Origin of the sequence: Bradyrhizobium shewense, from assembly GCF_900094605.1 — a bacterium.
Taxonomy (GTDB): Bacteria; Pseudomonadota; Alphaproteobacteria; order Rhizobiales; family Xanthobacteraceae; genus Bradyrhizobium; species Bradyrhizobium shewense.
On sequence record NZ_FMAI01000005.1, the window covers coordinates 183,955 to 207,861 of the forward strand.

The 23,907-nt window shown below is 63.9% G+C and carries 24 protein-coding genes; 14 read left to right on the forward strand and 10 right to left on the reverse strand.

The features are described 5' to 3' along the window. Positions 1-14: 14 nt before the first annotated feature. Positions 15-200 carry a periplasmic nitrate reductase, NapE protein gene (napE, locus tag GA0061098_RS11940; protein ID WP_018318384.1) on the reverse strand — a complete coding sequence of 62 codons (186 nt, stop codon included), beginning with the start codon at positions 198-200 and terminating at the stop codon, positions 15-17. Further along, positions 187-360, reverse strand: a complete 174-nt coding sequence (locus GA0061098_RS44885) for a hypothetical protein (protein WP_161499988.1) — start codon at positions 358-360, stop codon at positions 187-189. Before GA0061098_RS44885 ends, napE begins: the two co-directional genes overlap by 14 nt. A 106-nt stretch (positions 361-466) precedes the next feature. Here GA0061098_RS44885 and GA0061098_RS11945 point away from each other — a divergent pair, with 106 nt between their 5' ends. From GA0061098_RS11945 to GA0061098_RS11960, 5 genes are all read left to right on the forward strand, one after another. Continuing rightward, positions 467-1,669 (forward strand): LLM class flavin-dependent oxidoreductase, encoded by a 1,203-nt coding sequence (locus GA0061098_RS11945; protein ID WP_091956503.1) that lies wholly within the window; start codon positions 467-469, stop codon positions 1,667-1,669. Positions 1,670-1,678: 9 nt separating this feature from the next. Next, positions 1,679-2,032 carry a DUF2200 domain-containing protein gene (locus GA0061098_RS11950; protein WP_091956504.1) on the forward strand — a complete coding sequence of 118 codons (354 nt, stop codon included), beginning with the start codon at positions 1,679-1,681 and terminating at the stop codon, positions 2,030-2,032. Between the two features lie 123 nt (positions 2,033-2,155). Beyond that, complete coding sequence (locus GA0061098_RS11955; protein ID WP_091956642.1) at positions 2,156-2,932, forward strand: helix-turn-helix transcriptional regulator; 777 nt, start codon at positions 2,156-2,158, stop codon at positions 2,930-2,932. Between the two features lie 244 nt (positions 2,933-3,176). Then, the gene (locus tag GA0061098_RS43665) at positions 3,177-3,365 is read left to right on the forward strand and encodes a hypothetical protein (protein ID WP_129590837.1); all 189 of its coding nucleotides are present in this window, start codon (positions 3,177-3,179) and stop codon (positions 3,363-3,365) included. A 164-nt stretch (positions 3,366-3,529) separates the two neighbouring features. Further along, entirely contained in the window at positions 3,530-3,907 is a 378-nt protein-coding gene (locus GA0061098_RS11960) for a hypothetical protein (RefSeq protein ID WP_091956643.1), read from the forward strand. Between the two features lie 349 nt (positions 3,908-4,256). On the opposite strand, the gene GA0061098_RS11965 is transcribed toward GA0061098_RS11960, so the two are convergent. Continuing rightward, positions 4,257-7,622 (reverse strand): adenylate/guanylate cyclase domain-containing protein, encoded by a 3,366-nt coding sequence (locus tag GA0061098_RS11965; protein ID WP_091956505.1) that lies wholly within the window; start codon positions 7,620-7,622, stop codon positions 4,257-4,259. A gap of 555 nt (positions 7,623-8,177) precedes the next feature. Between GA0061098_RS11965 and GA0061098_RS11970 the strand changes: the two genes are divergently transcribed. After that, positions 8,178-9,047: a L,D-transpeptidase gene (locus tag GA0061098_RS11970; RefSeq protein ID WP_165637303.1), complete on the forward strand. Its 870-nt coding sequence runs from the start codon at positions 8,178-8,180 to the stop codon at positions 9,045-9,047. A gap of 132 nt (positions 9,048-9,179) precedes the next feature. Here GA0061098_RS11970 and GA0061098_RS11975 read toward each other — a convergent pair whose 3' ends face one another. Next, on the reverse strand, positions 9,180-9,824 hold the full coding sequence (locus GA0061098_RS11975) for a Rossmann-fold NAD(P)-binding domain-containing protein (protein ID WP_245323233.1): 645 nt from the start codon (positions 9,822-9,824) through the stop codon (positions 9,180-9,182). 271 nt (positions 9,825-10,095) lie between these two features. Between GA0061098_RS11975 and GA0061098_RS11980 the strand changes: the two genes are divergently transcribed. The 8 genes from GA0061098_RS11980 to GA0061098_RS44890 all read left to right on the forward strand — a co-directional run bounded on the left by GA0061098_RS11980 (position 10,096) and on the right by GA0061098_RS44890 (position 17,445). Then, positions 10,096-11,259, forward strand: a complete 1,164-nt coding sequence (locus GA0061098_RS11980) for a cytochrome P450 (protein WP_091956508.1) — start codon at positions 10,096-10,098, stop codon at positions 11,257-11,259. A gap of 533 nt (positions 11,260-11,792) precedes the next feature. After that, entirely contained in the window at positions 11,793-12,743 is a 951-nt protein-coding gene (locus GA0061098_RS11985; RefSeq protein ID WP_091956509.1) for a sulfonate ABC transporter substrate-binding protein, read from the forward strand. Positions 12,744-12,781: 38 nt separating this feature from the next. After that, positions 12,782-13,735, forward strand: a complete 954-nt coding sequence (locus GA0061098_RS11990) for a sulfonate ABC transporter substrate-binding protein (RefSeq protein ID WP_091956510.1) — start codon at positions 12,782-12,784, stop codon at positions 13,733-13,735. Between the two features lie 8 nt (positions 13,736-13,743). Then, entirely contained in the window at positions 13,744-14,910 is a 1,167-nt protein-coding gene (ssuD, locus tag GA0061098_RS11995; RefSeq protein WP_091956644.1) for an FMNH2-dependent alkanesulfonate monooxygenase, read from the forward strand. After that, entirely contained in the window at positions 14,907-15,713 is an 807-nt protein-coding gene (ssuC, locus tag GA0061098_RS12000) for an aliphatic sulfonate ABC transporter permease SsuC (RefSeq protein WP_091956511.1), read from the forward strand. Before ssuD ends, ssuC begins: the two co-directional genes overlap by 4 nt. 20 nt (positions 15,714-15,733) lie before the next feature. Then, complete coding sequence (locus GA0061098_RS12005) at positions 15,734-16,576, forward strand: ATP-binding cassette domain-containing protein (RefSeq protein ID WP_091956512.1); 843 nt, start codon at positions 15,734-15,736, stop codon at positions 16,574-16,576. Between the two features lie 32 nt (positions 16,577-16,608). After that, positions 16,609-17,190: a flavin reductase family protein gene (locus tag GA0061098_RS12010; RefSeq protein WP_091956513.1), complete on the forward strand. Its 582-nt coding sequence runs from the start codon at positions 16,609-16,611 to the stop codon at positions 17,188-17,190. A 96-nt stretch (positions 17,191-17,286) separates the two neighbouring features. Beyond that, complete coding sequence (locus tag GA0061098_RS44890; protein WP_165637304.1) at positions 17,287-17,445, forward strand: hypothetical protein; 159 nt, start codon at positions 17,287-17,289, stop codon at positions 17,443-17,445. 114 nt (positions 17,446-17,559) lie between these two features. Here the strand turns inward: GA0061098_RS44890 and GA0061098_RS12015 are convergent, their stop codons facing one another. The 6 genes from GA0061098_RS12015 to fliG form a co-directional block, all read right to left on the reverse strand. Next, complete coding sequence (locus tag GA0061098_RS12015; RefSeq protein ID WP_091956514.1) at positions 17,560-18,708, reverse strand: M20 family metallopeptidase; 1,149 nt, start codon at positions 18,706-18,708, stop codon at positions 17,560-17,562. A gap of 195 nt (positions 18,709-18,903) precedes the next feature. Beyond that, positions 18,904-20,154: a vanadium-dependent haloperoxidase gene (locus GA0061098_RS12020; protein WP_091956515.1), complete on the reverse strand. Its 1,251-nt coding sequence runs from the start codon at positions 20,152-20,154 to the stop codon at positions 18,904-18,906. Positions 20,155-20,417: 263 nt separating this feature from the next. Next, positions 20,418-21,803: a sigma-54-dependent transcriptional regulator FlbD gene (flbD, locus tag GA0061098_RS12025; protein WP_091956516.1), complete on the reverse strand. Its 1,386-nt coding sequence runs from the start codon at positions 21,801-21,803 to the stop codon at positions 20,418-20,420. Between the two features lie 33 nt (positions 21,804-21,836). Further along, complete coding sequence (fliN, locus tag GA0061098_RS12030) at positions 21,837-22,187, reverse strand: flagellar motor switch protein FliN (RefSeq protein WP_018318401.1); 351 nt, start codon at positions 22,185-22,187, stop codon at positions 21,837-21,839. 3 nt (positions 22,188-22,190) lie between these two features. After that, a complete protein-coding gene (locus tag GA0061098_RS12035) occupies positions 22,191-22,814 on the reverse strand; it encodes a FliH/SctL family protein (protein WP_091956517.1) in 624 nt (207 codons plus the stop codon). Beyond that, positions 22,814-23,905 carry a flagellar motor switch protein FliG gene (fliG, locus tag GA0061098_RS12040; RefSeq protein ID WP_091956518.1) on the reverse strand — a complete coding sequence of 364 codons (1,092 nt, stop codon included), beginning with the start codon at positions 23,903-23,905 and terminating at the stop codon, positions 22,814-22,816. Before fliG ends, GA0061098_RS12035 begins: the two co-directional genes overlap by 1 nt. Positions 23,906-23,907 lie beyond the last annotated feature (2 nt).

Sequence of the window (23,907 nt, forward strand, 5' to 3'; positions counted from 1 at the left end):
TCGCTTGGAGGAGATCAATGCGGGGAGGGCGGCGGGCCGGGAGGACCGGCAAACATCTGGTAGATCCAGACACCGAGCCCATAGGAGCCGACTGTTCCGACCGCGAGGACGGGCATCACGATCGCGGTCAGGAACAGGAAAGCGAAAATCTCCATGCGCTTGCGGCGCACGCGCGAAGTCGTGTCGTCAGGGGCCGACATATTCGGTCTCTTCGGGATGGTATGGGAAGCGGGACGGCATCCGGGCCGTTGCCTTGCAGCCCTTTTGCTGCAATCGGCCCGCGGTGGCGTTGATCTGGATCAACCTGTCGACTTGCGCGGATGTCGCAGCGGCGGCGCCGAGGCGGGTATGCGTCGCCATGCCAGGCTCGGGATCAGTCTCCCGCGCGGCGGAATTGCTGCTCCGTAGACAGCTCCGCCTCACACCTTAAGATGAGCTTAACAAAAATAAGCGGGAGAGCGACGCCATGAAGTTCGGCATCTTCTACGAGCTGCAGCTGCCGCGGCCCTGGGTGGCCGGCGACGAGCTCCGGCTCTACCAGAATGCCCTCTCGCAGATGGAACTCGCCGACAAGCTCGGTTACGACCATGCCTGGGTGGTCGAGCATCATTTCCTCGAGGAATATTCGCACTCGCCGTCACCGGAATCCTTCCTGGCCGCCGCAAGCCAGCGCACCAGGAACATCCGGCTCGGGCATGGCATCCTGCAGCTCACCACCAATCACCCGGCGCGCGTTGCCGAGCGTGTTGCTGTGCTCGATCTGCTCTCGAACGGCCGCTGCGAGTTCGGCATGGGCGAGAGCGCCTCGATCACCGAGCTGACGCCGTTCGGCCGCGACATGGAGACCAAGAAGGAAGTGTTCGAGGAGGCGGTTGCCGCGATCTTCCCGATGTTCAAGGATGCGGGCAGCGAGCATCACGGCAAGTATTTCGACATTCCCCTGCGCAACGTCGTGCCAAAGCCGGTGCAGAAGCCGCATCCGCCGTTGTGGATGGCGTGCTCGCAACTGCCGACCATCGAGCGTGCCGGCCGCCATGGTTTTGGCGCGCTCGGCTTCCAGTTCGTCAGCGCCGACGCCGCGCATGCCTGGGTGCACGCCTATTACAACGCGATGACCAAGCGGCTGCATAAACTGGCCGACTACCAGATCAACCCGAACATGGCGCTGGTGTCGTTCTTCATGTGCGCCAAGACGGATGAAGAGGCGCGCGCGCGCGCCGACGGCGCCACCTTCTTCCAGTTCGCGCTGCGCTTCTACGGCGCCTCGCAGAACCGCCAGCGGCCCGCGCCCTACACGATCAACATGTGGGACGAGTACAACAAGTGGAAGCGCGACAATCCCGAGGCACAGGAAGCGGCCTTGCGGGGCGGCCTGATCGGCTCGCCGGAAACGATCCGCAGGAAGCTGAAGCGCTTCCAGTCCTCGCATATCGACCAGGTCATCCTGCTCAACCAGGCCGGCAAGAACAGCCACGAGCACATCTGCGAATCGCTCGAGCTGTTCGGCCGCGAGGTGATGCCTGAGTTCCAGAACGACCCGGCGCAGGCGGCCTGGAAGCACGGCGTGATGAGCGGCCAGATCAAGCTGGAAGAGATCGACACCGAGGCCTTTACGGACCGCTACGGAAAGCTGGCGATCAACGTCGCACCGGCGAAGGCCGCCGGGTAGGGGGCTCTGTTGCCAAAACACCGGATCTATACAACCAGCTTCGCGAGCGTTTACCCACTCTACGTTGCGAAGGCGGAGAAGAAAGGGCGCTCGAAGGCTGAGGTCGATCAGATCATCTCATGGTTGACGGGCTATGGTCAGAAAGAGCTGCAAATCCAGTTGGAAAAGCAGACGGACTTCGAAGCCTTCTTTGCGGAGGCCCCCGCAATCAACCCTTCGCGCGCCCTCATCAAGGGTGTGGTGTGTGGCGTTCGGGTGGAGGACGTCAAGGAGCCCACGATGCGGGAAATCCGCTACTTGGATAAGTTGATTGACGAACTGGCCCGGGGAAAAACAATGGACCAGATACTGCGAAGAAAGTGATTTCGAGCAGCCACATCTGTCCATTCGGCTCAGCGACTTCCGCGCAATCTGCTACGCAGAGCCGGCACTTCCAGCCTGCCGCCATTGCTGGTAGACCATGTCAAAAGCGACAGGGAGAAGACGATGCACCCTCGCGGGACACCTACAACTCCAGCGGCTAGTGACATCACGCCCGCGGTGCTCGCCATCGGCCGCTCCGATTTCCCAAAAGTCCTCATCGACACGCTGCGCCGGCAGGCCGATGTCGGTCATTGCATGGTGTTCGCGCTGAGCCGTGCCGGTGCCGCGACCTGCCTGCTCGATGCCGGCAACATCCCGATCGGCGGCGATCTCGGTGCCGCCTATGCCGGCCAGTTCCACGAATCCGATCCCAACCGCGATGCGCTGTTCGAAGGCGAGGGCACCGCGCCGATCATGCTCCCGAGCTTCGCGCCGCGCATGTACGGCGCGCGCTACCGCAAGATCTTTTTCCACGATTCCGGCATCGTCGACAAATGCGCCACTGCGATCTGGACGGGCGACACCTGCTTCTACGTCAACTTCTACCGCATCACGTCCCAGGGCCGTTTCAATGCCGCGCAACGCGAGCGGCTCCAGGCGATCGCTCCGGCGATCGGTGCGAGTATCGCGCGTCATTTTCAGGAGAAGCTGGCGCCCGATCTCTCGACGCTGTTCGCGACGCGCGCGCCACTCTCGAACCTGACACCGCGTGAGCAGGAGGTCTGCCGCCGCATCCTGCTCGGTTTCAGCTCCGAAGCGATCTCGCAAGGACTCGGCATCAGCCTGCATTCGACCCTGACCTACCGCAAGCGCGCCTATCAGCGGCTCGGCATCTCCTCGCAGAACGAATTGTTCTCGATCGTGCTGCGCCTGCTGGCGGGGCCTCACGGCCTAAATTGACGAGACTCTAAGCCCGCGATACCTGCTTCCGAGAGCAAAGCGGACACGCAGTCCACCCTCGGGGATCGTCGCCTTTTGACCCGAAGCTGACGTTTCGGATCCGTGGGCGGAACGTTGATCTAGATCAACTGAAGCGTTGCGGATTGAGCCTCGGGTAGCGTCCACAGGGTTCTTATGTCTCCGAGAGGGAGCTTTCGATGACCCGTGCCCGTCAGGTGACGATAGCTCAAGGCCAGAAAGCCGCTTGGTAAACCGCCGCAACTTGCTGCTTTGTGGCACCGCACTCATCGCCGCTTGTTTGCTGTGCGCGCAGGGAACCAGCCTTGCGCAGCAAACCATCGGCACGCCGGGCTCACCCGGGTCTACCACGACGATAGATGGAAAATATCTTCCGCCGCCGCCGCCGAAGTTTGGCGGCGACATCAACCTGTAGGCCAGTCAGTCCAAACCGTACTGGGCGCGGTATGTCACAGCTCCTAGCCCGTAGCGGATATTCACGGCGATGCGAGTTTTGCCGAAGTAGCACAGGCTCGCAAACGTCGATCGGCTACTATCAGACGTGGCATTGTGCCACGGTTCAAGCGCAAGGAGGAAGCCATGATAAATCTAAAAGTTCTTGCTGCGGTCGTGATTGCGGCATCCGCCCTGTCCAGCTCTGCTGCACTGGCGCAGGCGGCCCTTTCCAATCCTGACGAATGCCAAGCTGAATTCGCGAGCTGCACGGGTCTTGGAACCGGGAGTACTCCCACCGGCGGCTATCAATATCGGCAATCGAATCGGCGAACGGTATATCGGCAGCCGGCGGCGGCGGCGGGCGCTACCGTTGGCAGCTGGGGCAATTCGTACGCGATGTCCGGGGCCGGCGAGATGGGCTGGCACGGCAACTGGAATGCGTATGCTGCCCGCAACGGCATCGTCTGCAGGCCCGGCACCTATTTCAAGGGTGCTGACGGTCTCCGGCATCTCTGCCAATAGGTCATCCGCTCTGAGGCTGAATCAGGCGGCCCCAAAAGGGCCGTCTGTTTCATGCCGGAGAGTAGCTCTCGTTTCTGAGTGCGCCAGCATGGAGGCGGGCAGGCACTTGTCTGCCAGCTGACGACCGCTTCTGGCCCTTCACCGAAGTAGCGCCCCGTCTGACGGAGGTCCGCTCACCGCTGCCGAGCGGACCAGATTTGCTCAACCTGAGTTATTCGCAGTTTGACCCGATGCAGACATCTAGCCGCTCAATGTCCCGCATTCACTACACATATTTTGCTGAGCTTTGTCGGCATTGAGAGCGGGTCTCGTCCAACAACAACAAACGAGAAGCCGTCATCCATGCAACCTAGTCGGTGGGTTGATTAGTGTGCACGACCTTCATCCGTACCAGATCATCCAGCAACGCCCTCGCGTCCCGCAGGTCCGGGCAGTTGAAGCCCTCGCTAAACCAGCCGTATATCGGCGCGAGCAGATCGTACGCCGCTTCTCGCCGGTCCTGGTGTTGCCAGAGTCGGGCCAAGCCCAGGGCTGTCCGCAGTTCCAGAGATTTAGCTTTTTGGCTTCGGGCGATCTCTAAGGAGCGGCGAAGGCACGCCTCCGCATCCCCCGTCGCCGCCCTCTCCAGCAGCAGTTCGCCGCGCACCCTATGGATCTCGGCTTCGAGAAGCCTTTCGTGGAACGTGCGGGCATGCTCTGCTGCGACCTTGATATGATCGAGACCCGCCGCAACGCGACCCGCCTTCGCACACGCATCCCCTAGCCCGACGCTCATTTGCGTCGTAGCGAGCTCGGCGCCCAGCGCCTGCCAGTCGGTCCAACCTTGTTCCATCTCGGCGATACCATCATCGGTTCGACCGAGCGCCGCGCGAGCTCGGCCTCTCATGATCATGGCGTAGGCCGTCCACTGCGGGAAACCGTACACAGCGCAGATAGCTGAGGAGGCGTCGGCGCGCTCCAAGGCTTCAGAAAATTCGTTACGATAAACATGTAGCGCGGATGCGAGGCCGAGGGTCATGGCGTAAATGAAAGGGTTGGACAGCCGCTCGGCATCGGCCAACGCTTTGCTGATCAGTACGCTCGACTTGTCCGGATAGCCGAGGAACCATGTTAGCCACGAGCCATAAGCGCGGCAGAGCACGCTCGGGTCCTCGCCGTAGACGAGGATCTCTGCGCGCGCCTTGTCGGCATCCCAAAACTCGATGGCCTGACGAAAGCTTTCCCAGCCGGACTCGAATTCGCCGCTGAAAAATCGAGCGCAGCCTTGCGCCCGATGAGCGAGCGCCCGACGTGTATCATCACCTTGCGCATCTGCCAGGGCCACCAAATCGGCGCTCAGTGCTTGCGCCTTCAGGAGCGGCTTGCGCAGGAATGCGCTATTCCAAAGGCCGCGCAACACGGTAAAGCGGTGCGGAGTCTCGGTCACGCTGCCGCATAGGTCGCTCGCTCGGTCGTAGATGCTTTCGACGTCAGCGGCCATGTAGCCTCGTGCTGCGATCGTCGGTACGCCGAGGGCGATGAGCAGCTCAAGCTCCTGCCGATCTCGCTCCAGTCCCGCCGATTTCGTCCCCAACAACTCCAGTGCTTTGGTGTAGTGGGTGATCGCCTCTTCGTTGGCGGAACGCACCGCAGAGCGCCGTCCTGCTCTCAGGCTATAAGCGATGGCATCATCGATGAGCCCCGCCTGCGCATAGTGATGCGCGAGAAGTTCGGGTTGGGTCTCAACGATTTGGGGCATCAGCTCCGTGATCGCTACAGCGATGCGGCCGTGAAGCTGTCGACGCGTTGAGCGCAGAAGGCTTCGATAGGCGGCGTCCTGCACGAGCGCGTGCTTAAACATGTAGGTTGTTTCAGGCAGCGCTCCCCTAGGAAAGATCAGTTCCGCCTTGCTAAGCTCGTCGAGTGCGTTCTCCAGCGCCCTGTCGTGTACCGGCGCCACGGCATCCAGCAGCCTGTAGGTAAACTCCCTTCCAATGACAGCCCCGATCTGGGCGATCTCCCTCACGGGCGCGAGGTGGTCGAGCCTCGCCAACAGACTGTCGTGCAGCGTTGCCGGAATCGCCAGAGGAGGCAGCGGGCCCTGCAGAACATAGCGGTCGGCGGCTTCCTCCAGGAGCCCCGATCCCAGGATTGCTTTGGTGAGCTCTTCCACGAACAGCGGCACCCCATCCGTCTTCGCGATGATCTTGTCTCGGACGTCGGCCGGCAACATCTTGCCGTCCGTCAATCTGTCGATCATCTCCGCCACATGGCTCCGCTCCAGCCGATTCAAAGCGAGCGCAGTCACGTTTGGATAGTGGCCCCACGGCACTTCGAACTCGGGACGGAACGTGACGATCAGCAGAACCGGCCAGCACTGCAGCCGGTCGATGGTTCGCGTAAACGATTCAAGAGTCGTCGGATCAATCCAGTGCGCATCTTCCAGGATGAACAAGACTGGGCGTTGCTTCGCCAGGCCGCCGAGCAGCTCGTTGAGCGCCAGTAAAGTTCGCTCCTTCTGCTCTCGGGGCGTGAGGTTGAGTGCTACGTAGCGGTCCTTGATCGGCAGCGACAAAAGCGTCGCAAAGATTGGCGCAACATCATCGATCGTCGAGAACGAACGTGCCAGAACCTGTTCTAATTTGTCGAGCTTAACCTCAGCGGAGTCGTCAGGCGCAATCCCGGCCGCACGCTCGAGTCGGGAAATCACGGGATAAAACGGACTATTCGTATGATGAGGCGAGCACTGATACAGGATGGGCGTATGGTCGTCGTCGACGATTTTCTGCCGGATCTCCGCGACGATCCGCGACTTGCCGATTCCGGCCTCGCCGGACAAGAGGATGACTTGGCCTTCGCCATTTTGCGCCTGGACCCAGCGGTCCATCAGAAGATCGACCTCGCGTTCGCGGCCAAAAAAGCCGGTCGCACGTTGAGCCTGCCCAGCCTCGAAGCGACTTTCGGCCGCGCGTTCGCCAACGACCCGCCACGACGGAATTGGATTGGCCATTCCCTTGAGAAACCGCAGGCCAAGATCCTCGAGGTCGAACAATCTGCCGAGCAGCTGTCTCGTTCCGTCGGCGATGACAACACTGTTCGGCTCGGCGATGACCTGGAGACGGGCTGCAAGGTTCGGCGTCTCGCCGATGACGACCTGCTCCTGAGACGAACCTTCGCCCACCGTCCCGCCGACCACCACGAGACCCGTGCCGATGCCCACTCGGACCTCTAGTCGCACCTTGGTCGGCAGCATCAGTCGGCTGATAACATCGACGACCGCGAGTCCCGCTCTGACCGCGCGTTCCGCATCGTCTTCATGAGCCCTCGGATAGCCGAAATAAGCAAGCACGCCGTCGCCCATGAACCTTGCGATGAAGCCGTCAAATCGACGGATCGCCTGGACGCACGCGTCCTGAAATCCCCGGATGACCTCGCTCAGGTCCTCTGGATCGAGGCGAGCCGAAAGCGCCGTCGAGTCGGCCAAATCGCAAAACATGACGGTCAGGTGCCGGCGTTCCGCAACTTGCCGAGACAGTTCGATGCCCGGCGGCCTCTCCGTGGCAAGGGCACTTGCTCGAACATCCCACGCTAGTCCCATGCCACATTGGCCGCAGAACTTGGCGCTTGGCTCGTTCAGCGCACCACAAGCGGCGCAAATTGGCGCAAGCGGCGCTCCGCATTTGATACAGAACCTATTGCCCGCCTTGGTCTCGGCCCCGCAGCTCGGACACCTCATGGGCTTCCTCGCGATGGCTCAGCCCAATCATACTAGCACAGAGCCGAGCTCGACCGCGATTCCCCGGCGAGACCTTAGGCGGTGGTAACGGAAGAAGGGAAGACTTGAGCCTCGCTAATGCCGGCGACGCACGACGCCGTAAACCAACCGGTCGCCGCCTATCCCTAGCGCCAACTCGTTGTTGTGATGGACAAGTTACCACGCACAACCGTAGCTGCGACCGCGAGGCGCGTCATGCTTGCTAACGAGGGACTTCCGGAATTGGCCCTTAGCTGTCGTCTGTCTCTGGCCTCAGAATGTCGGCTGTCGGGCTTGAAGCGGTCAAGGTCGGAGCGGGGCCGCTCCGCCGGGCGATTCAGGCCTCGCTCGTTCCGCGATGAGAAGCGCGTTGTCCACGTCGCTAGCTCAATATCACGCGGTACTCCGAAATTTGATGCCGCCGAACAAGAGCCCGGCGTTAACCATCGCCGACGGTTCCAGCCTGGACGGCATCGCTTCGAAGTTTCTTAAATTTTGCTGGGTACCTCTGTTGGGCATGGTGACCAGGGGAAAGCGATGAAGAAGCGGGCCAAACGTGGGAAGGCAGAGACGCTCGCAATACCCATGGCCGCGAGAGTTGCCATTGGCGCCGTGGCTGTCGCCGCATTGGGCTACGGTTTGCTGTCCGGCCCGGCAAGCGTTCAGCCGGTACGCAAGCCGTCCGGACAGGAAGCCAAGGCATCGTCAAGTCCGGTTTACGTGGCGCCCCCGGTTCATGCATCCGCGCCGGCGGTAGCTCCGGCTCCGATTCCGACCCCGGCGCCTCTGGTCGAACCACCAAAAGCCGACGCTGATGGTCCCGGAGCATTGGTCCGGCAGGTGGTTGACTACGCCAGCCGCCAGACGCCCGGCACCGTGATCATCGATACCAGGAACACATTCCTCTATTTGGTTCTGAACGACACCCAGGCGTTGCGCTACGGCATTGGTGTTGGCCGCGAAGGTTTCACCTGGTCTGGCGAGCAGACTGTGGCCCGCAAGGCAGAATGGCCGGATTGGCATCCGCCTACGGAGATGGTCTCGCGTCAGCCTTATCTGCCGCGGTTCATGGCAGGTGGCCCCGGCAATCCGCTCGGCGCCCGGGCGATGTATCTGGGCGAGACCGAATATCGAATTCACGGCACCAACAAGCCCGATACGATCGGCAAGCGGGTGTCGTCCGGCTGTATCCGGCTGACCAATGAGGACGTCACGGACCTCTATGAGCGTGTGAAGGTCGGAGCGAAAGTGATCGTGCTTCCGGCAAGCGCTGCCCGCAGACCATCCCAGGGCACGCCGGCCGACGCCGCGTTCCGGTTGCCGGACCCGGCACCGCCATCGAAGCGGCCCTTGGCAGCTAACGCGCAGATGCTGCCATCTGGAGCGAAGATCGCCGAGGCCCGGTAGCTCCAAGGATCTAGCTCCAAAGGGTCGAGCTCGAAGGGTCTGGCTCCAAGGGTCTGGCTCCAAGGGTCTGGCTCCAAGGGTCAGCAGAGCGCCGCGCAGCATCGTCCGGCACGCGCTGCTGGACCGGCGGTGTCAGCTGCCGCCCTCTGCCAGTTGTCCGGCTCCAATGACGTGCGTTCCTGGTTCGCCGGCAACAGCCGCCTCGATGAGCTGCCGGGCCACGTTGGTCACCGCGCTTACACGCGCAACTCGCGGCAACAGGGGGGACGCGAAGTCTAGGACGTTCCGAACTGCTCGCTGTACCGGCCTGCTTTCGGCACGCTCGCCATCCAGGAAGCCTGGCCGCAGGATCGTCAGGGACGGGAAAGCGAGCGCCCCGATGGCCTCTTCCACCTCGCCCTTCGTCCGCGTGTAGAGAAACAGGGATCGTGGGTCGGCGCCCAAGGACGATACCAGCGCTAACCGACCGACTCCAGCGTCGCGCAGCCGCCGCGCGATCAGCAGCACCAGTTCGTAATCGATCGCTCGAAATGCTGCTGCCGACCCCGCAGCCGCCCGCGTCGTTCCGAGCGCGCAGATTGCGCCGTCGGCTCGCCATTCCTCACCGCCGGCACCAGCAATCAGATCATCGAGCCGAGGATTGGTTACCCGCTCCTCGGCTGGCAGCGCACGCCGCGTTGGCGCGATGATGCGCGTGATGCGAGAGTCCGCAAGAGCAAGCGTCATCGCGCGGCCGCCAACCAGCCCCGTCGCGCCTACGATGAGCAATGTGGTCATGACCATCCCGTCTTGGCTTTGCAGGCCAAGCTTTGCACGCCAAGTGTACAGGAACCGGTTGCCACGGCAAATTCGACGCCTGCGTCGCGACGATCTCCAAGCCCGGCACATATCGAGGTTGCGAGCCACGGGGAATTCCTTGTCGTTTTGTCCCGTCAACCGGACTTACACGTAAATGCTCTCCTGCCGTCTGTCCCCATCGCTAGGGACAGACGCCGGCCGCGGAGGTCGCTAGTCTGGCCCGAAGGATACGACAATCCGGGAGGCAGCTTTGAGCACCGCGCCGCGCATCGACATCGACCCGCCCGCGTTCTGGGCCGATCCCTATCCGATGCTCGCCAAAATGCGGAAAGAGGCGCCGATCGCGTTCGTGCCGCAGCTCGGCTCGACGCTGCTGACCAGCCGCGACGACATCTCGATCTCCGAGAAGCAGATCGACGTGTTCTCCTCGCACCAGCCCGCAGGCCTGATGAACCGGCTGATGGGCCACAATATGATGCGCAAGGACGGCGAAGCGCACCAGGTCGAGCGCCGCGCGATGTTTCCGACGGTGTCGCCGAAGACGGTGAAGGCGCACTGGACCGCGCTGTTCCAGGCCCATGCCGACCGCATCCTCGATGCGATCGAGCCGGGGCGGATCGACTTCATGCGCAATTTCGCGCTGCCGTTCTCCGGCGAATGCCTGAAGTCGATCACTGGCCTCACCAATATCGGCTTTGGCGACATGGACGCGTGGTCGCAGGGCATGATCGAGGGCATCGCCAACTATGCCGGCGACCCTGAGGTCGAGGCGCGCTGCCACGCCGCGACGTCGGGCATCGATGCCGCGATCGACGACATCCTGCCGGCGATGCGCAAGCATCCCGACCAGAGCATTTTAGGCGTGCTGCTCGCCTCCGGCATGCCGATGGAGAGCGTGCGCGCGAACGTCAAACTCGCGATCTCGGGCGGTCAGAACGAGCCCCGCAAGGCGATCGCCGGCACGGTGTGGGCGCTCTTGACCCATCCCGAGCAGCTCGATCTGGTGCGCAGGGGCGAGGTGACTTGGCTCGAGGCGTTCGAGGAATATGCCCGTTGGATCTCGCCGATCGGTATGTCGCCGCGCCGCATCGCCAAGCCGTGGAGCATCCGCGACGTCGCCTTCGAGACGGACGAGCGCGTGTTCCTGATGTTCGGCTCCGCCAATCGCGACGAGAGGCATTTTGAGCGCGCGGATCAGTTCGACGTGCGGCGTGATACGACCAAGAGCGTCGCGTTCGGCGCCGGCCCGCATTTCTGCGCCGGCGCGTGGGCCTCCCGCGCCATGATCGCCGATGTCGCACTGCCGACGGTGTTCGCGCGGGCGGCGCAGATCGAGATCGCCGATGACGAGCCGGTGCGGATCGGCGGCTGGGCGTTTCGCGGACTGCAGAATCTGCCGGTGCGGTGGCATTAGCTTGCAGCGCGAACCCTCGCCGCAAGGACGGTGTCATCGCTCGGCCTTGTGCGCAATTGCGCACTGGAGCGGGCGATCCAGTACGCCGCGGCAGTCATGTGAAGTATTGACGTCTCTGGAATACTGGATTCCCCGCCTACGCGGGGAATGACAGCGGAGGTGGTGGCGGGAGCTTCACGCCACGACGGCTCCTACTCCGCGATCATGCCATCATGCTCCTGTTTTGCCCGACGGAGCAATCGGTATCGCCTGCCGCGCAAGTCGCCTGCCATGTAAGTCATTGATCCCGCTATTGCCGGCTACTGTGCATGGGGTCGTTTTCGACATTTTGAGTCTCGGGGCGGTGCGCTCACATTCGCGTGCAGAAAAAATCCCTCTGCATCATCGCGGCCGCTTGAAAGATTAATCATGCGCGCTGCCGCACGCGCAGTGCTCGCATCGCTATTTTTCCGCACGTCTCGACACCTCCGACAACCCGCACCATCATTCCCGAACTGGAATGACTGACGGCCGCACGCGGCCGGGAGTGTGGAATGCAGCGTCGTGATTTTCTCAAACTCTCGATCGGAACCGCGGCCGCCGCTGCGTTCGCCTCGCCCGCACTTGCGCAAGGCGCGGTGAAGGAAATTCGTATCGGCTATCAGAAGAACGGCGTGCTGGTCATCACGCGCCAGCAGGCCGCGCTGGAAAAACATTTCGCGCCGCTCGGCATCGAGGTGAAATGGGTCGAGTTCTCCTCGGGCCCGCCGATGATGGAAGCGATGAATGTCGGCAGCGTCGATTACGGCGCAGTCGGCGATTCCCCGCCGGTGTTCGCGCAGGCCGCTGGCGCCGCGATCGTCTATGCCGCGGGCCAGCCCATCACCAACGGCCAGGGCATTCTGGTGCCGAAGGATTCGCCGATCCGCGCCATCACTGAGCTGAAAGGCAAGCGGGTCGGTTTCACCAAAGGCTCCAGCGCGCACAACATCGTGGTGCAGACGCTGGAGAAGGCGGGCCTGGCCTATGCCGACATCACGCCGGTTTATCTGACGCCGCCGGACGCAGGCCCCGCCTTTGCCAATGGCAGCATCGAAGCCTGGGCGATCTGGGATCCGTATTTCGCGATCGGCGAGACCAGGCAGAACGGCCGCATCCTGATCAACGCGCGCGAGGTCACCAAGACCAATTCCTTCTACATCGCCAAACGCGACTTCGCGAAGAACCACGGCGCGATCCTGCAGCAGATCGTCGACGTCACCACCGCGACAGCCAGATGGGCCGAGCAGCATCGCGACGAAGTCGCGAAGTCTCTCGCCGCGGTGACCGGCATCCCGCTGGAGATCCAGACCATCGCGGCGAACCGGTCGTCCTTCGTCGTCGGCCCCGTCACCGACGACATCGTCGCGACCCAGCAGGGCGTCGCCGATCGCTTCTACAAGCTCGGCCTGATCCCGAAGCCGATCGCGATCCGCGACATCGTCTGGCGCAATCCGGCAGCCTGATCGTGCCGACCAGCCTTCCCACACACAGGGGTTTGAACATGAGGCGTATCATCCAGCGTCTGATCGCGGCCGTCGTGCTGTCGATCGGCATCGTCGCCGCCGCGGTCGGCACGTCCTATGGTCAGGACAAGGTGGTCCGCATCGGCTACCAGAAATACGGCAAGCTGGTGCTGCTCAAGAGCAAGGGCACGCTGGAGCCGAAGCTGGCGGCCGACGGCTACAAGGTGGTGTGGACCGAATTCCCCTCCGGACCGCCGCTGCTCGAAGCGCTCAATGTCGGCGCGATCGATTTCGGCAACACCGGTGAAGCCCCGCCGATCTTTGCGCAGGCCGCCGGCGCGCCGATCCAGTATGTCGCCTATGAGCCGCCGGCCCCACAAGGCGAGGCGATCCTGGTGCCGAAGGACAGCCCGTTGAAATCGGTCACTGAGCTCAAGGGCAAGAAGGTCGCCCTCAACAAGGGCTCCAACGTCCACTACCTCCTGGTCAAAGCGCTGGAGAAGGCTGGCGTGAAATATTCGGAAGTTGAGCCGGTCTTCCTCGCGCCCGCCGATGCGCGCGCCGCCTTCGAGCGCGGCGCGGTCGATGCCTGGGTGATCTGGGATCCGTTCCAGGCCGCCGCCGAAGCGGCCACCGGCGCGCGCACACTCGCTAACGGCACCGGCATCGTCGCCAACTACCAGTTCTATTTCTCCTCGAAGAAATTCCTCGATGCCAACCCTGAGGTCGTCGACGTCGTGCTCGCCGAGCTCAGCACGGTCGACGACTGGGCCAAAGGCGACATTCATGCGGTGGCCGAGCAGCTTGCTCCGGCGATCGGATTGTCGGTGCCCGTGGTCGAGGTGGCGTTGAAGCGACAGTCCTACGGCATCAAGCCGATCACGGATGCCGTCATCGCCGACCAGCAGCAGGTGGCCGACGCGTTCTTCGCGCTGGGCCTGATCCCCAAATCCATCAAGATCTCCGACGTCGCTCGGAAGTCAGGATCGTGAGCAAGACCATGAGCAAGCAACCCAGCGCCAATATCCTCTGGTTTCTGCCGACCCACGGCGACGGCCGCTATCTCGGCACCGGCATCGGCGGCCGCGAGGTCAACTTCAACTATCTGCGCCAGATCGCGCAGGCGGCCGACCAGCTCGGCTATTTCGGCGTACTGTTGCCGACCGGGCGATCTTGCGATGATTCCTGGATCGTCGCCTCCTCAGTCGCGCCGTTCACCGAACGTCTGCACTATCTCGTGGCAGTCCGCCCTGGCCTGCAATCGCCGAGCGTTGCGGCGCGAATGACCGCGACGCTCGATCGCGTCACGGGCGGCCGGCTGCTCGTCAACGTCGTCACCGGCGGCGATCCCGTCGAGAACAAGGGCGACGGCATCTTCCTGTCGCATGACGAGCGCTACGAGGTCACCCGCGAGTTTCTCAACGTCTATAGCGACCTGCTCGCCGGCAAGACCGTCAATGTCGAGGGCAAGCACATCCATGTCGAGGGCGGCAAGTTGTTGTTCCCGCCGGTGCAGTCGCCGCGCCCGCCGCTTTATTTCGGCGGCTCGTCCGATGCCGGCATCGACGTCGCCGTCGATACCGTCGACAAATATCTCACCTGGGGCGAGCCACCGGCCCTTGTTGCCGAGAAGATTGCGAAGGTGAGGGCGGTCGCAAGCGCGCGGGGCCAAAAACTCTCCTTCGGCATCCGCCTTCATGTCATTGTTCGCGAGACCAACGAGGAAGCCTGGGGTGCCGCGAACGAGTTGATCAAGCATGTCAGCGACGACACCATCGCGCTGGCGCAGAAGAACTTTGCCCGCATGGACTCCGTCGGCCAGCAGCGAATGGCGCAGCTTCACGGCGGCAAGCGCGACAAGCTCGAGATCGCCCCGAACCTCTGGGCCGGCGTCGGCCTCGTGCGCGGCGGTGCCGGTACGGCGCTGGTCGGCGATGCCGAGACCGTCGCGGCCTGCATCAGGGAGTATCAGGACATCGGCATCGATACTTTCATCATGTCGGGCTACCCGCATCTGGAGGAGGCCTATCGCTTCGCCGAGCTGGTGTTCCCGCTGCTCGCGCTGGAGCAGCCCTCCAACGTGACCAAGCTGCACTTCAACGGCGGTCCGTTCGGCGAGACGGTCGGCAGCGACTTCCGTCCGCAACATCGGGTGTCGCAGTCATGAGCGCGATCGACAGCGTTTCACTTCCGCGCAGCTTTCGTTTGCCGCGGATCGACGGCCTGATCCAGTGGATCGTGCCGCTCGCCATCATCGCGATCTGGCAGGTCGCCAGCGTGACCGGCTTCGTGCCGACGCGGGTGCTGCCGGCCCCGAGCGACGTCCTGCTCGCCGGCTGGAAGCTGCTGCTCTCCGGCGAGCTCGTTCGCAACATCTGGGTTTCGTTCTGGCGCGCTTCGATCGGCTTTTTTATCGGCGGCAGCATCGGCTTCGCGTTCGGCCTCGCCAACGGCCTGTCGCAGCTCTCGGCCAAGCTCACCGACACCACGTTGCAGATGGTGCGCAACGTGCCGCATCTGGCGCTGATCCCGCTCGTCATCCTCTGGTTCGGCATCGACGAGAGCGCAAAACTGTTCCTGGTGGCGCTGGGCGTGTTCTTCCCGATCTACCTCAACACGCTGCACGGCATCCGCACCGTCGATCCGCAGCTGATCGAGATGGGCCGCATCTACGGCATGACCGACGGCGAATTGTTCCGCCGCGTGATCTTCCCGGGCGCGCTGCCGTCGATCTTCGTCGGCATCCGTTTCGCGCTCGGCATCATGTGGCTGACCCTGATCGTCGCCGAGACCATCGCGGCGTCCTCAGGCCTCGGCTACATGGCGATGCAGGCGCGCGAGTTCATGCTGATCGACGTCGTCGTGCTCTCGATCCTGATCTACGCCCTGCTCGGCAAGCTCGCCGACAGCGCCTCCCGCGTGCTGGAGCGTTTGACGCTCTCCTGGCACCCCGCCTTCCAGAAAAATTGAGCAGAGATACTGGGAATCACATGCAGACAGCCGTTCGTACGTCCCTTCCGGAAACCGAGCTCGCAAGCCGCGCCAATTTTGCGCCTCACGCCCGAATCGTGCGCGAGGCGCAGAGCAGCGGCCTGCCGCTCAGCATCCGGGGCCTGCACAAATCCTTCGGCGACAACGAGGTTCTGCGCGGCATCGATTTGCACATCCCCGCCGGCCAGTTCGTCGCCATCGTGGGAAAAAGTGGTTGCGGCAAGAGCACGCTGCTGCGCTTGATCGCGGGCCTCGACAAGATCGACGCCGGCAGCATCAGCTTCGGCCAGGACATTCAGCCAAAAGACATCCAGCCCGAGGACATCCGCGTGATGTTTCAGGAGCCGCGGCTGCTGCCCTGGGCCCGCGTGCTGGCCAATGTCGAGGTCGGTCTCGGCCGAGATCGCGCTTCAGGCGATGCGCATGCACGCGCCGAGAAGGCCCTGAGCGAGGTTGGCCTTGCCGACAAGCGCGACCAATGGCCCTCGGTGCTGTCGGGCGGACAGAAGCAGCGCGTCGCGCTGGGCCGGGCGCTGGTCTCGCGCCCGCGCGTGCTGGCCTTCGACGAGCCGCTCGGGGCGCTGGATGCGCTGACCCGGATCTCGATGCAGCGTCTTCTGGAGCGCGTCTGGCGCGACCAGGGTTTTACCGCGATTTTGGTCACCCATGACGTCGCCGAAGCCGTGGCGCTGGCGGATCGGGTGCTGGTGATCGAAGAGGGCCGCATCGCCCATGATGTCGTGATTCATGCGGCCCGGCCGCGCCAGCGCGGCTCGGCCGAGCTTGCGGGTCTGGAAGGCTCGATCTTGAGCCACCTGTTGTCGGCGGACGATCGTACCTAAATACAAGGGAACCCCGCCTCGGGGACCATGCCATGAATGTAGTGCCCCGCGATCTCATGACTGAAATCCCCGTCTCGTCCGCCGATTTCCGCGGCGCCATGCGCCACCTCACCGGCGGCGTCAGCGTCATCACCGCCGGGCGCGGCAAGGACGTCACCGGCATGACGGTGACCTCGGTGACCTCGCTGTCGGTCGAGCCGCCGACGCTGCTGGTCAGCATCAATCGTGATGCCTCGTCTTTCCCCTTGATCCGGCGGCACAGCGCCTTCGGTGTGAACATCCTCAATGCCGACCAGCTCGATGTCGCCGAACGCTTTGCCGGCAAGGGCGGGCTGAAGGGCGCTGACCGTTTCAAAGGCGCCAAATGGGTGACGGCGGTCTCGGGCGTTCCGCTGCTCGTCGGCGCGCTGTCGGCCTTCGACTGCGAGGTCGAGGAGATCGTGGAGCGGCATTCGCACGGCATCGTCATCGGCCGTGTCAGGGGCATCAGGAGCTCGACGCGGACCGCAGCGCTGGCCTATTGGCACGGCCAGTATGTGGCGGTCGACCAGGACGAGGACGTCGCGCGGCTTGCAGAAGTGAGCGTTCCCGCGCACGGCCGGCGCGGCCTTTGATCGCGCGGGCAGGCGGGCCGGAAGGCTGGCCTTTTCCCCCTCATCGCTCTAGAAGCGCCTGAGCCTCCCGTTTCGGGACGGCAATGGAGTGGATCGATGAAGCGCGTCGCGACCTTCGCGTTCTATGCCATCGGCGCGCTGGCGATCGCCTATCTCGCGCTCTACGCGTACGCGATGTACTCAGGCCAGCCCGTGATCATCCCCGGCGATCCCATCCACATCTTCCGCAAGCCGGACGCGCCGAGTTATTCGTGAGGCTCGGGAGGTCCGTAGGGTGGGCAAAGCGAAGCGTGCCCACGACTTCCATCCAGCGCAGATAAATCGTGGGCACGGCGCAAGTGCGCCTTTGCCCACCCTACGGCACCTTCATCACCCCCGCAAAATCGCCAGCGCCAGCGCCTGCGCGCGCGGCACGATGCTGTCGATCTCCAGATATTCCTCCGGCGTGTGCGCGAGGCCGCCAACCGGCCCGAGGCCGCAGATGGTCGGCGTTCCGACCGCGGCGGTGAAGCCGGAATCGGCGCAGCCGCCGGAGAATTCGCCCTGGAGCGTGGTGAGGCCGACCTGCTTTGCTGCGGCCTGATAGTTTTCGAACAGCGCCTTTGAATCCGCGCTCTGCACCACCGGCACGAACTCGCCCTTGATCGTCAGCGTCGCACTCGTGCCCGGCACGAAAGATTTCGCGACGATGGTCTCGATCGCTTCCATCACCCTCGCACGATCGGCCGGATCGACGTAGCGCAGGTCGATCTGGCCCTCGGCGTAAGGCGCCGTGGTGTTGACGGACTGTCCGCCCGAGACCAGGCCGACATTGAGCGTGATGCCCTTGTCGAGATCCGTGAGCGCGTGGATCTGCACGATCTTGTGCGCGAGTTCGCCGATCGCGCTGATGCCCGCGGCGAAATTGGCGCCGGAATGCGCGGCTTTGCCGGTGATAGCGAGATGCATGAAGATGCCGCCCTTGCGCCCCGTCACGATGTTGCCGGTGGGGCGGCCCGGCTCGGAATTGAACACGGCGCGGGCGGTGCGGCCTTCGCGCTCGATCACGGGCCGGGAGGAGGGCGAGCCGATCTCCTCGTCCGAAGTGATCAGCAACTTGATCGGATGCGGGTTGCCGCCGAATTTGTGGAAAGCGGTGGCCACGAAGATGTTCATCACGACGCCGGACTTCATGTCGGCGACGCCAGGCCCATAGGCGCGGCCGTCCTTGACCGTGAACGGGCGCCGCTCCGCCTCGCCCTTGCCGAACACGGTGTCGCGATGTCCCATCAACAGCACCGGCTTCTCGTTGCTGCCGGGTTTTGCGACGTCGGCATGGATGGCGTCGCCGAACGTGGCATTGGCCTCGCGCCGGAACGGAATGCCGTGCTCGGCAAAATGCCGCTCGAACCGCGCACCGACCGCATCGACGCCTTCCTTGTCATAGGATCCGGAATCGATGTTCACGACATCGCGCAGCAGATCGATCATCGCCTGCCGCTGCGATGCCAGCCAGTCCGTGATTTGAGCTTGAGACATGTGGTTCCTCGCGTGTTCTCACGCGGGGTTATAGGACCTTGCGCAGGGGCGGCCTAGTCGCTGGATGCGGTGCGGCCATGTGTTCGGTTCGGTAGCTCCCGTAGCCCGGATGAGCGAAGCGATATCCGGGGAAGCGGGCGAGCCGTCCCGCATGTCGCTCCGCTCATGCGGGCTGCGGCGTTCAAAGAGGCAGGACTACCGGCTTGGCTCGGCCTTCGCCTCGGCACCGCGAAGCTGCGTCGCGACGACCAGGGCACCTATCTTTCGGCCCATGTCCTTGCCGACCTCGGTCGAGAACCGGTAGTGGAAGCCGGCGTAGATGCGGGCAATGGCGACTTCCTCGCTGTAGTCCTGCAGCCGCGACCATTTGCGTGTGACCCCCGGTGCCGTCGGGCTGGTCAGGGAGAACTCGCCGAAATCTCCGACGACAGTCTGGAGCACGGTCGAAATCGCGGCCGAGACGATGCAGTGCGCGCAGGGATATTCCGGATGCATCGGCGTGTCCCCGAGCGGCAGCCAGGACGGATCGCGAGGTGTCGCGGCATTCGAGGTTAGATCGGCGTTGCGTATGGCCGTGATCGGACGCCAGAAATTGTAGTGATACTTGGCCTCGAACACGGCGACGATGGCATCGTTGCCGGTCATCGACGTCAAGGCGAACAGGCGGGCGCAGTCGACGAGATCCATTCCCTTGGCCAATGCCGCCTGCCTGACGATGGGATTGTAGGTACGGGCGCCGACGAAGAACCAGAAGCGGCCGATCGTCGTTTGCTCAGGCGTCCGGGTCAGGCTGCCGCGGCCGCCGACCTCGCGGATTTCGTTGACGTCCTTGGTCCAGACCTCTGAATCGAGCGCCGGTGGCGGTCCGGGACGGAATTGCGATCCCGACGCCATGACCCAGGGCGTCGTCGCGCCCGTGGTCTGGAACAACGGAACGGCGGTTGGAGCATAGACGCCAGCTGTGGTGAGGGGGCGGTAGGACTCCGGAGCGTTACTGCCGTCGTTGGCGCGAAGCTGGATGATCTGCACCGCGGCGTCCTTCCCGAGTGCGATGCCGGCGATCTTGGACTCGCCCTCGGCAATCGGCGCCAGAGAGCTCGTCAGCGCCGAATCCAGATCGGGTTTGATATCCGGATAGATCGACAACAGCACATCGTGAGCCGCAGCCGCCGCCGCGGCTTCCCGCGAGGTCGAACGCTCCGCGGACAACGCGAGCTTGTAGGGCGCGTAGCGGCGGTCGATCGCGTTGACGGCCTCGAACATCGCAACGTGCATCATGGACAGGACACGGCTGTGCGGCGCCGGAAGAATTTGCTTCTCGGCGGCGATCGCGTCGGCCTTTGCGTTCCAGTCCATGATCACGTCGGCGCGTGCGAGCGGCGCCGTGGCTGCGATCAGCGTTGCAATCAGCGATAAGCGGGAAATCGTCCACGAAGTGCATTTCATGGCGTGCCCTTTCGGTTGAAGGAGGTTCGCAAAACGCGGATGCGGCCCCTCGCCGGCATCCTGGCAAGCGGCCCCGGGACTCTAGCGATGTCGCGGCGTGTTGATTGTGAACTGCTTCACGCGCCGTACCTCCCGGCGTCGTCCGGCCTCTTACGCAGTTGCGCACGCGGCCGGGACGGCGCCAGCATAGCATCAGCCCTTGCCCGCAAAGAAAATGCCCGGGGCTGGCCCGGGCATCGCATCCTCAATCTTGTCAGAAGCCCTTACGCTCCTATCATCGGCATCCGTGGATACTCGCCCGGCGCTCCCGCCGGGGTGATCGGGATGCCGCCGTCGGAATATTCGTTGAGCTTGTTGCGCAGCGTGCGGATCGAGATGCCCAGGATGTTGGCGGCATGGGTCCGGTTGCCGAGGCAATGCTTCAGCGTCTCCAGGATCAGGTCGCGCTCGACGTCCGCAACCGTGCGGCCGACCAGAGCGCGCGTCACCTGCTCAGCGGCCATCGTGGCGTGCGCCACCGCCGGCGCGGTCTTGGCGAGGTCGAGGCGGTCGCCGTCCGGGGTGATGATGGCATCGGGGCCGATCTCGTCGCCCTGCGCCATCAGCACCGCGCGGTGCATGGTGTTCTCGAGCTCGCGGACGTTGCCCTGCCAGCGGTTGCTGGAAAGCACGCGGCGCGCGTCCGCCGAAATCGGGCGCATCGGCACGCCGTTGGCCTCGGCATATTTCTTCACGAAATGCTGGGCGAGCTCCAGAATGTCGGCGGGGCGTTCGCGCAGTGGCGGGATCTTCAGGTTCACGACGTTGAGGCGGAACAGGAGGTCCTCGCGGAACGTGCCTTCGCGCACCGCTTCCGCGAGGTTGCGGTTCGAGGTCGCGATGATGCGGATGTCGACCGGCACGGGCTTGGTGCCGCCGACGCGGTCGATCACGCGCTCCTGGATGGCGCGCAAGAGCTTGGATTGCAGGCGGACGTCCATCTCGGAGATTTCGTCGAGCAGCAGCGTGCCGCCGGTCGCCTCCTCGAACTTGCCGATGCGGCGCGCAACCGCGCCGGTGAAGGCGCCCTTCTCGTGGCCGAACAGCTCGGATTCCAGGAGATGCTCGGGGATCGCGGCGCAGTTGATCGAGATGAAGGGGCGCTTGGCGCGGGCCGAGCGGGTGTGGACGTAGCGGGCCAGCACTTCCTTGCCCGTTCCGGACTCGCCGGTGACCATCACCGAAGCGTCGGAGCCGGCGATCTGCTGCGCCAGCTTGATCACCTTCGCCATCGCCTCGTCGCGATAGACCAGCTCGCGGGAATCGTTGGCGACCGCGGCCAGCACGGCGGCGATCAGCTCCGGCTCCGGCGGCAGCGGGATGTATTCCTTGGCGCCGGCGTGGATCGCGGCGACCGCGGCGCGGGCGTCGTTGGTGATGCCGCAGGCGACGATCGGGGCGTGGATGTGCTCGGCCTCGAGCCGCATCACGAGGTCGCGGATGTCGAGGGCGACGTCGACCAGCAGGAGGTCGGCGCCCTTGCCGCCGCGCAGCACGCGCATGGCCTGCTCGTGGTCCTCGGCATGGGTCACGGTGGCGCCGTTGTCCATCGCGATCTTGGTGGCAGTGGTGAGCTGGCCCTTCAATGTGCCAACGATGAGAAGCCGCATGTCAGTCTCCTGTCCGTCTGGCCGCGCGCGCTATCAGCTGCGTTCGGTCTTGATGATTTCGGTCATGGTCACGCCGAGCTTGTCCTCGACCAGGACGACTTCGCCGCGGGCGACCAGCTTGTTGTTGACGTAGATGTCGATGGCCTCGCCGACGCGGCGGTCGAGCTCGAGCACGGTGCCGGGTCCGAGCTTCAACAGCTCGCTGACGTCCATCTTCGAGCGGCCGAGCACGGCCGAGACCTGCACGGGAACGTCGAACACCGCCTCGAGGTCGGCGGCGGCACGCGCCGCGTATTCGTCCTCGTTGTAGCCGACGTCCGTGCCGGTGGGCGGCATCGGGCCGTTGAGATCGGGCAGCGGGACCTGTCCGTCGGTGTCGCTCATGGCTTAGCTCCCCCTGCGGGACGCGACATAGCGTCCAACCATCTCGTCGATCTTGGCCGCGATGGCGCCGCGCTCTAGCACGACGCCGCCATCGGCCCATTCGATCCGGCAGTCGCCGGTCGCAATCTCCGGCTCGGCCAGGATCACCAGCCGTCCTTCGAAGCCGCTCTGCTTGGCGAGCCGCTCGATCTTCTCGCATGCGCTGTCGTAGAGCGCGTCGTTGATGCGGACCACCAGATGCGGCGTCGCGACCAGATGCGAGAAGCAGTCCTTGACCAGCGCGACGATCTCGCCGAGCGGCTCGGCGGCGACCAGGTCGGCGCACAGCTTGCGCGCGACCGCCACCGCGACGTCGACCGCCTCGGTTTCCATCTTGGATTCGATATTGCCGATGCCGGATGCGATACCGCGGATGCCGATGTTGATCTCTTCCATGGCAAGCGCGACGCGGCGGTCGCTCTCGGCTTTGGCCTCCTGCTGGCCAGCGGCAAAGCCGTCCTGATAGGCGCGCGCCTCGGCTTCGGCGACCTTCTGGGCGATCTCCGCAGCGGTCGCGGCCTTCTCGCGCGTCGTCCGCTCGGGCGCCGCGAAGTCGGTATCGAACAGGAATTTTGCCGGAGCGCCCATCAATACACCAGCTCGTCGTCGGCGCGGTTCTTGGTCAGCATGATCTCGCCCTTGGCGGCGAGATCCTTGGCGAGGTTGACCAGCAGCGCCTGGGCCTCGTCGACGTCGCGCAGCCGCACCGGGCCCATCGCCGCCATGTCGTCCTGGAGCATCTTGGCGGCGCGCGAGGACATGTTGCCGAAGAAGAAGTTGCGGACGTCCTCGTTGGCGCTCTTGAGCGCGACGCCGAGCTTGTCCTTGTCGACGTTGCGCATCAACGTCTGGGCCGAGCCGGAATCCAGCTTCACGAGGTCGTCGAAGGTGAACATCAGCGCCTTGATGCGCTCGGCCGATTCGCGGTTGTCCTCTTCCAACGAGGTGATGAAGCGGGTCTCGGTCTGGCGGTCGAAATTGTTGAAGATTTCCGCCATCACCTCGTGGGCGTCGCGGCGCCGGGTCTGGGACAGGTTGGACATGAATTCGGTGCGCAGGGTCTTCTCCACGCTCTCGATCACCTCCTTCTGCACCGCCTCCATCTTCAGCATGCGGTTGACGACATCGAGCGCAAGCTCCTCGGGGAAGATGCCGAGCACGCGCGCGGCATGCTCCGGCTTCAGCTTCGACAGCACCACCGCGATGGTCTGCGGGTATTCGTTCTTGAGATAGTTGGCGAGAACTTCTTCCTGCACGTTGGAGAGCTTCTCCCACATGTTGCGCCCCGCAGGACCGCGGATCTCGTCCATGATGCCGTTGACGCGCTCGGGTGCCAGATATTGCTGCAGCAGCCGCTCGGTGGCGTCGAAATTGCCCATCAGCGCGCCTGATGCCGACATGCGCGAGACGAATTCGAGCAGCATGTCCTCGACGGTGTCGACCTCGACGGTGCCGAGCGTCGACATCTCCAGCGAGAGCTGACGCACCTCGTCGTCGTCGAGCAGTCCCCAGATCTTGCCGCCATATTGCTCGCCGAGCGCCAGCATCAGGATCGCGGCGCGCTTCGGCCCCGACACCGTTTCGACCGGCGCGCCCGCGCGGGTGCCGGCACGCTGGCCGAGCGTGGAAATGACACTGGTGATGTCGTTCGAGTTGGCGTTTTGCAGACTGGCGGCCATGT